The 9169-nt window shown below is 34.6% G+C and carries 8 protein-coding genes and 1 rRNA gene; 5 read left to right on the top strand and 4 right to left on the bottom strand.

The features are described 5' to 3' along the window. Positions 1–184: 184 nt before the first annotated feature. Positions 185–296: ribosomal RNA gene (gene rrf / locus OO013_RS03870) — 5S ribosomal RNA — on the top strand. 337 nt (positions 297–633) lie between these two features. Further along, positions 634–966, top strand: coding sequence for a hypothetical protein (locus OO013_RS03865; RefSeq protein WP_266055337.1), 333 nt, complete (start codon positions 634–636; stop codon positions 964–966). 14 nt (positions 967–980) lie between these two features. Here the strand turns inward: OO013_RS03865 and OO013_RS03860 are convergent, their stop codons facing one another. The 3 genes from OO013_RS03860 to OO013_RS03850 all read right to left on the bottom strand — a co-directional run bounded on the left by OO013_RS03860 (position 981) and on the right by OO013_RS03850 (position 3498). After that, positions 981–1541 (bottom strand): YceI family protein, encoded by a 561-nt coding sequence (locus OO013_RS03860; RefSeq protein WP_266055336.1) that lies wholly within the window; start codon positions 1539–1541, stop codon positions 981–983. A 61-nt stretch (positions 1542–1602) separates the two neighbouring features. Beyond that, positions 1603–2886 (bottom strand): hypothetical protein, encoded by a 1284-nt coding sequence (locus OO013_RS03855; RefSeq protein ID WP_266055335.1) that lies wholly within the window; start codon positions 2884–2886, stop codon positions 1603–1605. 24 nt (positions 2887–2910) lie between these two features. Further along, complete coding sequence (locus tag OO013_RS03850; RefSeq protein WP_266055334.1) at positions 2911–3498, bottom strand: YceI family protein; 588 nt, start codon at positions 3496–3498, stop codon at positions 2911–2913. Positions 3499–3764: 266 nt separating this feature from the next. On the opposite strand from OO013_RS03850, the gene OO013_RS03845 reads away from it, so the two are divergent. Beyond that, positions 3765–4247 carry a DUF2306 domain-containing protein gene (locus tag OO013_RS03845; protein ID WP_266055333.1) on the top strand — a complete coding sequence of 161 codons (483 nt, stop codon included), beginning with the start codon at positions 3765–3767 and terminating at the stop codon, positions 4245–4247. 55 nt (positions 4248–4302) lie between these two features. Next, on the top strand, positions 4303–5136 hold the full coding sequence (locus OO013_RS03840) for an alpha/beta hydrolase family protein (RefSeq protein WP_266055332.1): 834 nt from the start codon (positions 4303–4305) through the stop codon (positions 5134–5136). Here OO013_RS03840 and OO013_RS03835 read toward each other — a convergent pair. Then, entirely contained in the window at positions 5133–6587 is a 1455-nt protein-coding gene (locus tag OO013_RS03835; RefSeq protein WP_266055331.1) for an OmpP1/FadL family transporter, read from the bottom strand. The genes OO013_RS03840 and OO013_RS03835 overlap by 4 nt on opposite strands. A gap of 154 nt (positions 6588–6741) precedes the next feature. Here OO013_RS03835 and OO013_RS03830 point away from each other — a divergent pair, with 154 nt between their 5' ends. After that, positions 6742–9165 carry an ABC transporter permease gene (locus tag OO013_RS03830; protein ID WP_266055330.1) on the top strand — a complete coding sequence of 808 codons (2424 nt, stop codon included), beginning with the start codon at positions 6742–6744 and terminating at the stop codon, positions 9163–9165. Positions 9166–9169: the final 4 nt, after the last annotated feature.

Genomic DNA, 9169 nt, shown 5'->3' with positions numbered 1-9169 from the left:
CGTTGATAGGCTGCAGGTGTAAAGTCAGAGATGGCATAGCCGAGCAGTACTAATTACCTGTAACTTTCCAAGGATCTCCTAAGGATCCGGTCTTAATGTACTTATGATTATTTTTAATCAAAGTTTACTTGTGTGTTTGATATGTCAAAAGATATTAGGTTGACAAAAGTGTCAACAAAGAGTTTATGGTGAAGATAGCGAGGGGGATCACCTTTCCCCATTTCGAACAAAGAAGTTAAGCCCCTCAGCGCTGATGGTACTGCAGTTAAATGTGGGAGAGTAGGTCATCGCCATTTTATTATTATAACCCTGACATCGTTAGATCGTCAGGGTTTTTTTATGCCTGATACTTATAAGAAACAAGATGCTGATAGCCGATAGGCTCGTCAGTATCATCGCCATTTTATTATCAAAGCCTCATCGATTTTCGGTGAGGCTTTTTTTTATGCCTCACACCAACCAAGATTACAGCCTCTCCACTCTCGCTCTCGCTCTCAAACTCACTCTCGCACTTTCTGTAAAGTTTATTATTATTGGTTTTATGCTTTATAATTTAAGTCGAATTATCTCTTTGAATTTTATTATTTCATATATACTATTGTAATTATTTTTTAAACTTTAATTTTTTTATTTATGCTGGGATTTATTTTTTTATTCTGGATTGGTAAATATTTTTATAACCTTGCTGAACGGTTTGGTCGATCAAAGTGGGGGTATGCTATTTTAGGAATAGTAGTATATTATACAGGCACTATAATTGGTGGTTTTTTATTAGGCATTAGCGAAGTGATTTTTGGAACTACATTCTTTACTGATCTACCAGATATAGTTTTTAATTTAATCGCCTTACCATTCGGCTTAATTTTTAACTATATTCTTTATAAGATCCTGGAAAATGCCTGGGAAAAAAGAGGGAAGATTGATGATCTGGATACTCTGGATGGGGGAATGATAAATAAGGGCTGATAATGATATTTTGATTACATCTCCACAGCCGATAATTGAAATGATAAGCTAACCTCTTCTTTAACTTTTACCATTCCAAAAAAACGGTCTGGAGTGTCAAGTCGGAAATCATTAAGTGATATTGTATTTGATCCTTCGCAATTGTATTGATTACTTTCTTTAGCCAGTTCTATTGGGAAGGTATACTTCTTATTTTGGCCGGCTATGTTCAATGTGATTTCTGCTGTGAGATCTTCAGGGGTTCGGTTTGCTTTAATGGAATTAATCCTGACTATTAAATAAGGATATTTATCAGAATCTAATGTTTCATGAAAGTCTTTTGTGAGTTGATTTATTCCGCAATTAAATGATCGGATTGGAACCTGAATATCAGCTTTGTTAAATCTGGCGATTGATTGATCTTTATAAACGTACACTTTAAGTGTGTCGCTTATCTTATCTGCTGATGTTGAACAGGTGAATGAATTGATATTGGTTTTGCAATGAACTTTAAACTCTGCCTGATCAATAATAAAGTAGTGTATGTCTGGTTTTTCTGAATTCGGGGAGATCAATCCGATTACTAACAGTAACATTATTGAATTCAGGAAAGACATACACTACTTATTGGTATTATTTAATAATTAGAATCTAATTTTAGAAACTGATACCTGCTTCTAGTACTACACCGTCAAAGCTTGCATCCTGGTATTTAGTTCCATTCCAGCCATCACCACTGTAATCCTGGGTAACGTATTCTAATTTCACTTTTACATTTTTAGTCATGAACCAGCCACCACCAATGTTCAATCTTGAGATTTCTCTTGTTGGATCGCCTTCGTTCATTTCACCGCTAATCATGTTATAGCGTCCACCTACGTAGAAGTTTTCAGTATTTCCAAATCTGTATAAAACTTCTCCAGCATACTGGTTAAAAGATCCTCCTCCTTCATCGTCTCCGTTTGATATATTTTCAAAGATTCCAAAGAACTCAAGGCCACCAACTTTTACGAATGGGTTAATTTGGAAAGAAGTGTTTTGTTTGAATCTTGGGCCAAATCTTGGTTCAAAATCGTTTCCTCCATCAATGCTATGAAGCACGCCATAGTATCTTCCACCTGCACGGTCACCATTGTAAAGGTAAGTTCCAGTTGAAGTACCACCGTTAGTATACCATGAACCAGTAATTCTGAATCTTACTCCTTCAGTAGCGTAGTTGTCATATCCTACTTTACCGTAGAAAGAAACTTTGTTATCAGTATTATCATTGACTTTTACATTCTGGTTTAGTTTACCATTAGAGATAGCTAACATACCGATGAAGTTACCAGGCATTAAATAAGCTTCAACAAATGCTTCTGTAGTAAATGAATCCATGATGTAGTTACCTACGAATGGGTTGAAAATTACTCTGGCATTATCAGATCTTCTGAAGTGAACGTCACCATAGTTAATTTCATCAAGACCAATTCTCAATCTGGCAATTTTCATGATATCTTCCATGAATCCTTCCTTAATGAAGTCTAGCTTATCAATTTGCAAGTGACCTCCTTTTACCCATGATTCTTCATGGTGTCTGGCAGATAAGTAGGTTCTTAAGTGCATCAACAGTCCATCATAAAGATAAACGTCGAGGTTAAGGTTTGCAGTAGGAAGGTTAAAGTTTGTTCCTAAATCTGATAATACAAGATCATCAGGATCACCTGCTCCATATGCGTTTTCCTGGTTTAATCCCTGGAATTGCATTGCGAAGTCACCTCCTATTAGAACCCTGATTCCATCTATTTCAGTCGTATCGACTTTTGGTGCTTCAAATACATTTAATCCTCTTTTATCATTATATCGATAGTAAGGTAGCTCTCTTTCAAACTGAGCAAACGCTGAACTGACTGTTATGAACATCAGTCCTACTAATAACGAAATTTTAATTAGTGGTTTCATAATTGAAATATGATTTAGTAAAGTCTATTTTATATAATTAACATTGAATTCTATTTTTACATCATCTCCGGTTTTAATAGTACCAAAGACTGCTGTTGGTGGATCGATATCAAAAGATGTCATTTTCATTTTATAACTTCCTTTAATATTTACCTTTGATCCTGATGCATCAGCTGTAACTGTCATTTTAACATTTCTAGCATTACCTGCTATAGTTAGTACTCCAGTAGCTTCTATCTTGCATTTGCCTCCACTCAGGGGTGTGATTTTGTTTACATCAGTAAGCTTGAAGGTTATTTTTTCGTGTTTCTTAGCTTCTAATGCATCATAAGTGTTGTTGTCCATTCCGGATTTCCCACTTTTCAAACTTTTTACTACTACCGAAAAAGTCAGATTATTGATGTCTTTCACTAAGCCTTCTGAAAGATCAAAATTTGCTGATCCTTGCAAAGTATTGGCTTCAATTTCCCAATCATGAAGGGAAGAAGTACCAAAGACTGATAGTGTTGAACTATTACTTTCTACTTTGTATTGTGCTAATAATTCCGAATTAAAAGCAGTCAACATTAAAAGTGAGAGTACAATTCCTATTATTCTGCTGGGATTCCTCATATCTATCGACTTTAATTAAACAATTCTCTGTTCTTTTATTTGTCTCAATTTTAGTAGGTATTTTGTGGATTAAAAGTGACAAATATTTGAGGGGGATATGATATTCGTCATATATGCTCTTTATTTATTAAAATTGATCTTTTAATTTTTGTGTTTATTTCGCTTATTATCAGGATGTTTGGTTAAGGCGTTATTGTCGATTTTTATTAAATTTAACGTGATACCAAAACAGGAATTTTACAATATAATAGTAAAGAGTAATTAAGATGATGGGGTCTTTTAGTAATCTGGGATGGATTCACCTGACTTTTGCTGTTCTTGCTCTAATAACAGGTACTTTAATATTAATACTAAAAAAGGCGACTACTATTCACAAAAGAATTGGCTATGTGTATGTATTTTCTATGGTAGGAGTTAATCTAACTTCTTTTTTTATATACAGATTATTTGGTGGTTTTGGGATATTTCATTTCGCAGCGATTATTTCAGGGGCCACTATAACATTAGGAATGATTCCTTTCATGTATAACAAGCCGAATTTATATATACATTTTTCTTTCATGTATTGGTCTGTGATAGGCCTTTATGCTGCTTTTGCCTCAGAAATACTTACCAGAATACCTGAAACCCCTTTTTTCTGGATCGTTGGATTAGCCACAGGTGTGATTTTCCTTTTGGGAGGAATTAATTTCAGATTTAAAAAGAAAATATGGGCTAAGAGATTTGTCTCTTCTGAAAGGTATGTCTGAATTTTTTAATGGCAGAGAAAAAATCTAACTTGTTCATATCATTTAACCTGGTTACATGTTTCTACATGAAGAAAAAGTATTTGATGATGGATTAAAGATCAAAATCTTTAATGGCAGAGAGAATTTTAAAAGTTGTTTGCTTTTTGCTCCTGCTAATGCAGTCCCCATGGTTTTTTATCAACCCTTAGCTGAATGGATAGCAAAAAATAACAATATTAAAGTTGTTATGCTGGATTATCTGGGTGTTGGTGAATCAACACCAACCCATCCTAAAAAGATAGTGCGAAGCGCTTCTGCCTGGGCAAGAAAAGACATCAAAAATGTAATTGATTATATTAGTGAGGAACTGGAAGTTGAGACTATAAACTATTTAGGCCACAGCATTGGTGGTCAGTTAGTCGGACTCATTCCCAACGTAAACAAAATTGACAAGATCATTTTGGTCGCGTCTCAGAGTGCTTATTTTGGATTTTGGAAGGGCTTTTCGAAGTTAAAGATGATGGCCAACTGGTATGTACTAATTCCTTTAATGGTGAAATTATATGGCTATTTACCAGGGAAGTTTTCTTCAATGGAAGACCTACCCCCTGATGCTGCGTTGGAATGGGCAAGATGGGCAAGGTCTGAAAATTATTTCATGGACCATCAGAATGAGGTTTATTTTAATGAAATCACCAGTTCGGTTGTTTCTATAAGTTTTTCAGATGATAATTATGCTCCATTAGATTCAGTAGAATGGCTGGCTAAAAGGTTTGAAAATGCTACTGTAGAAAGAATTCATTATCGGCCGGAAGATCTCAAAAAGGATAAGATTGGTCATTTCGGATTATTCAAAAAGAAGAATAAGGATCTCTGGCCGATCATTTCAGGACATTTAAAACTTATCTAATTACTATCATCGTTATTGAGTAATTTATTCTCCAGTTTTTTAGCATAATCTTTTAGAAAAGGAACAGAGAATGATACAATAAATTGCCATCTGTCCCATCTCAAATTTCCTGTATCTTCTGTATTTACAATTGGACCTGTATTATTTTCATCAGGGATATTAACTGGTCTGGAAAAATCTGTTTTTCCCCCCGTATGAGTTGCGCCTAAAGTAAAATCTGCTCCCTTGAATGATAAAAGCACACCAGCAGCAGCATGAAAATAATTTGCGTTGATGGCTGAGTTTGAAGCTACTGGTCGCTGATTCATAAATCCTACACCATCCTTTGGGGCAGCACTAAAATCAGTGCTGAAACTTCCATAAAGTCTGACTTTATCGCTTAGATACCATTCCGCACCAATTCCTACATTTAATATACTTCTATATGCATCTACGAGCCTGAAAGATATGACAGAATCAGGTCGGCTTTGCATAGTGTGAGGTTCGATTTCAAAGATGTTATATTGATTTACTTTGTGAAAATATTCAGCACTAAGGTGTATTTTTTTGTCTTTACCATAAGAGTAACTGGTTCCAACTCCAATGGAAAGAGGGGATCTTAATTTTATATTTATGTCATTTTGATAATTATTAGCATAAATGTCTTTCATGGTTGATGCAGAAGGTGTTGAAAAGTAAAATTGGTAATTGTAGGATGCATCTCCTAGAATGTGTAACCTTGGAGTGGTGATTGTTAATCCATAATCTAATTTTTCTTTTGAATAGGCAATTCCGAATTTTGCCAGAAGTCCATAACTATCCAGGCCATAATTTCTTCTATAATCATATATTGCTACCTCACCCTGACTGGTTAGTGCTCTAAGAGAATAATTAGTACCCTTACCAACCTGGCTTTTGGTGGCAAACAAAGAAACCCCAACGCTAAGATTTTCTTTGATCCGATATGCCCAGCTCCCTCCAAACCATTCTTCTCGAGAATTATTTTCAACAGTAACTTCACCTTCAAATAATTCTTCACCAGGAATGTTAGGAAATATGTCAGCTAGTACCTCTTCCCGATAGGTAAATCCCAGATTATTGTTATGTCTTAGAAGTACAGCATATGCGAAATGATGTTTTGGCCACTTTTTTATTTTATAAGAACCCGCTGCAAGACTTGGTGCACCTCCGAATGAATTTGTTTTTAGATCTGCCCGGTTACCTACGGCATCCTCGATTTTGTAAGAATTGAGTTCATAGACATCGGCGCTAATTATAAAAGCAGGGTTTTTAGTAAGGGCTAACCGTGCCGGGTTATAATAAACCGCACCCAGATCTGATACACCTCCGATTACCGATCCACTTAATAACATGGATTCGCTACCATAGTTTCTCGTCCAAAAATGAGAAGATTGAGCCTCTGAGTTTATAAGGGGAGATAATATTAAAACTAATAGTATCAGATATTTCATTAATAGCCAGTTTTCATTAATACCCAGTATTTAACGAATTCATTAAATAATTTACAATAATTAACGGTTAGATTTTACAATTTTTGGCATTCTTTATTTAAGGTTTTGAATCAGTTAATAGTATCTTCCAAAGATTACTTTTCATTTAGTCATAATGTTCACATATCAATTAAAAATAATATTTCGAAGGCTATTAAGATATAGGCTTAATGCATTAATTAATATAACAGGTCTTTCGATTGGGATTGCAGTGTCTTTCATAATAGGGTTATTTATTTATAGCGAGTTAAGCTTTGATACTTTTCACTCAAAGCATCAAAATATTGAAAGGCTTACAATGCATATTAATAAACCAGGATATGATATGCATTGGGCAAGAGTCAATAATGATATTATTAACAGATTCAAAAGTGAATTTGATGAGATAAGACAGCTAGTCAGATTTCAAGATTATTATTCCAGAAATATTAAGGTAGAGGAGCAGTTATTTTCTTTAGATCATGCATACTCAGTAGACAAAGAGGTTTTTTCTATATTTGATTTTAACTTTATTAGTGGGGATGAAACAGCTTTGTCAAAACCCAATACGGTTGTATTAACGAAAAGTATCGCCGATAAATTTTTTGGTGATAACGATCCAATCGGTAAAGAAATTTCAATTTTGCATGCTGATGGTCAAACTGAGGTAAGGTATATTATCACAGGAGTAATTCAGGATCTGCCAAAAAAAACACATCTTCCGGTCAACCTCTTAACATCTATAAACAGAGAGGAAGAAAGATCAGGCTGGGCGTATGTTTATTTATTATTAGATGAGAATGCTGATGCTAAGTTGCTGGAATCCAAAATAGCTTCATTTATTAATGATCATGGTGATGAGAGCCTGAGTGATATCTCGTTTCATCTGCAAAATATTAGCGATATTCATCTTTACTCAAGTTTGGCCAGAGAGATTGTACCTAATGGAGATATTAGCTATGTATATTTATTTGTAATTATTGGGTTTGTAATTCTGATTATGTCGGTGACAAATTTTGTGAATTTGAATACTGCTCAATCTATTAAATTCATGAAGGATGCCGGCATAAGAAAGTTTTTAGGATCTTCAGTTGGTGATCTTAAAAAATACTATTTTACAGAATCATTGGTAATAGTGGCAATTTCGGCCATTATAGCTGTATTCATTATTTTATTTAGCATTCCGTTTTTTAGAGAACTGGCAATTTTGGAATTTCCGGGAATGCTTTTGGGGTTATTTCTGATTCTTACCATTCCATTGATTTCGCTTGCCGGAAGTTATTTTCCTGCAAAAATTTTACCCTCACAAAAAGTATCGGATGCCTTTTCTAATAAATTAGCTGGGTTTACCCTTCATTCAAAATGGAGTCTTAAGAACTTTTTACTGGCATCACAAGTGGTTTTATGTGTAGTTACGATTTCAATAGCATTAATAACTAACTCACAATTTAAATTTATTGTCAATAAAAATCTTGGTTTAGATAAAGAACAGGTTATAGCTATTACAGAAATTCCCGGAGTTGTGAAATGGAAAATGAATAAATTCAGAAATGACCTTAATGCTATTTCAGGGGTAATAGGAGTAACAACATCGATGGAAGTCCCTTCAAGGGAAATCAGGGATTCAGGTCCGGTATATGCTGAAGGTAAAATAGGAGAAGAAAATAAGGATACTTCGATGGATATCCAGGTCGTGGATAAATCTTTCCTCAAGGTAATGGGTATTGATCTGGTTGCAGGCAGGAATTTTAATAAGTTTAAAAGCAATGATATTACCCCGGAAATCGATGTGGATATATATGGGTATTTACAAAGTGCACCAAGGGAGTACCTGATCAATGAAACAGCCATGCGAATGATCGGCTGGGAAGATCCAAATGAAGCTATTGGAAGAATGTTTAGCTGGAGCATTGGTGAAATCGAGCTTCAGAAAGGCCCGATAATAGGTGTAGTAAGGGATTTTCATCAGGAGACTTTAAAAAATAAGGTAGATCCTCTTGTAATGATAAATGAACCTGTTTGGGTAAATAATATTTTAGTGAAAATTGAAGGAAGTAATACGACTCAAACTTTATCAGCGATAGTTGATTCCTGGAAAAAAAATTACCCGGGCCTTCCTATTAAATATAGTTTTCTTGATGACCTGTATAACGATCTTTACAAGGCTGAACAAAATCAATTGAAACTGATCTATATATTTTCCGGGTTGGCAATACTGATCGCTTTTGTTGGAATGTTTGGAGTGATATCATATTCATTGCGATCGAGAGAGAAAGAATTAGCAGTGAGGAAGGTTCATGGAGCGAGTATTAAGTCCTTAGGAATTTTATTAAGTAAAGATTTTCTTATAATTGCTCTTCCCATATTACCGTTTGCATATTGGTTAACCTATACGGGAATGGAAAAATGGCTTCAAAATTTCGTCTACCGGATTGATCCCACAGTATGGCATTTCCTTATAGGTCCTGTATTTATTTTATTGGTAATAGCTATAAATGTTTTAATTCAATTGATTAAAGCTTCAAGTACAAATCCTGCAATAATCTTGAAATCGGAATGATAAA

It is taken from the genome of Mangrovivirga halotolerans, from assembly GCF_026241165.1.
Taxonomy (GTDB): Bacteria; Bacteroidota; Bacteroidia; order Cytophagales; family Cyclobacteriaceae; genus Mangrovivirga; species Mangrovivirga halotolerans.
Note: the sequence above shows the minus strand (reverse complement) of the source record. Positions and strands in the feature narration are given on the sequence as shown.